Below are 449 nucleotides of genomic sequence, written 5' to 3' on the forward strand. Positions count from 1 at the left end.
CCGCGGACGCGGCGGCGGCCGGCGGGGCGGCCTGATGGCGCGGGTCGCCCTGGTCCTGGTCTCGCACTCGCGCGCGGCCGCCGAGGGGGTCGCGGAGATCGCGGCGCAGATGGCCCCGGACGTGCAGGTGCTGCCCGCGGGCGGCATCGACGACGGCGTGGGCACGGACTTCGCGCGGATCCTCGAGGCCCTCGAGAGCGCGAGCGAGGGCGGTGCGGGCGTCGTCGTCCTCACCGACCTCGGCTCCGCCGTCCTGACGACGGAGGCGGTGCTGGAGGCGCTGGACGAGGACGTCGTCGCCGCGGTGCGGCTGGCGGACGCGCCGTTCCTCGAGGGGGCCGTCGCGGCGGGCGTCGCGGCCCAGCAGGGCGAGGACCTGGCAGGGGTCCTCGCGGCGGCGGAGAAGGCGGGCGCGCTCTTCGCCGCGGCCCGCCCGGCCGCGAGCGGCG

The 449-nt window shown here is 80.0% G+C and carries 1 protein-coding gene; it reads left to right on the top strand.

Features of this window, described 5'->3' with window-relative positions:
- Positions 1 to 34: 34 nt before the first annotated feature.
- A partial coding sequence (dhaM, locus tag N866_RS19430; protein WP_034230124.1) for a dihydroxyacetone kinase phosphoryl donor subunit DhaM occupies positions 35 to 449 on the top strand: 415 nt, incomplete at its 3' end.

This window comes from Actinotalea ferrariae CF5-4 (genome assembly GCF_000603945.1).
Lineage (GTDB): Bacteria > Actinomycetota > Actinomycetes > Actinomycetales > Cellulomonadaceae > Actinotalea > Actinotalea ferrariae.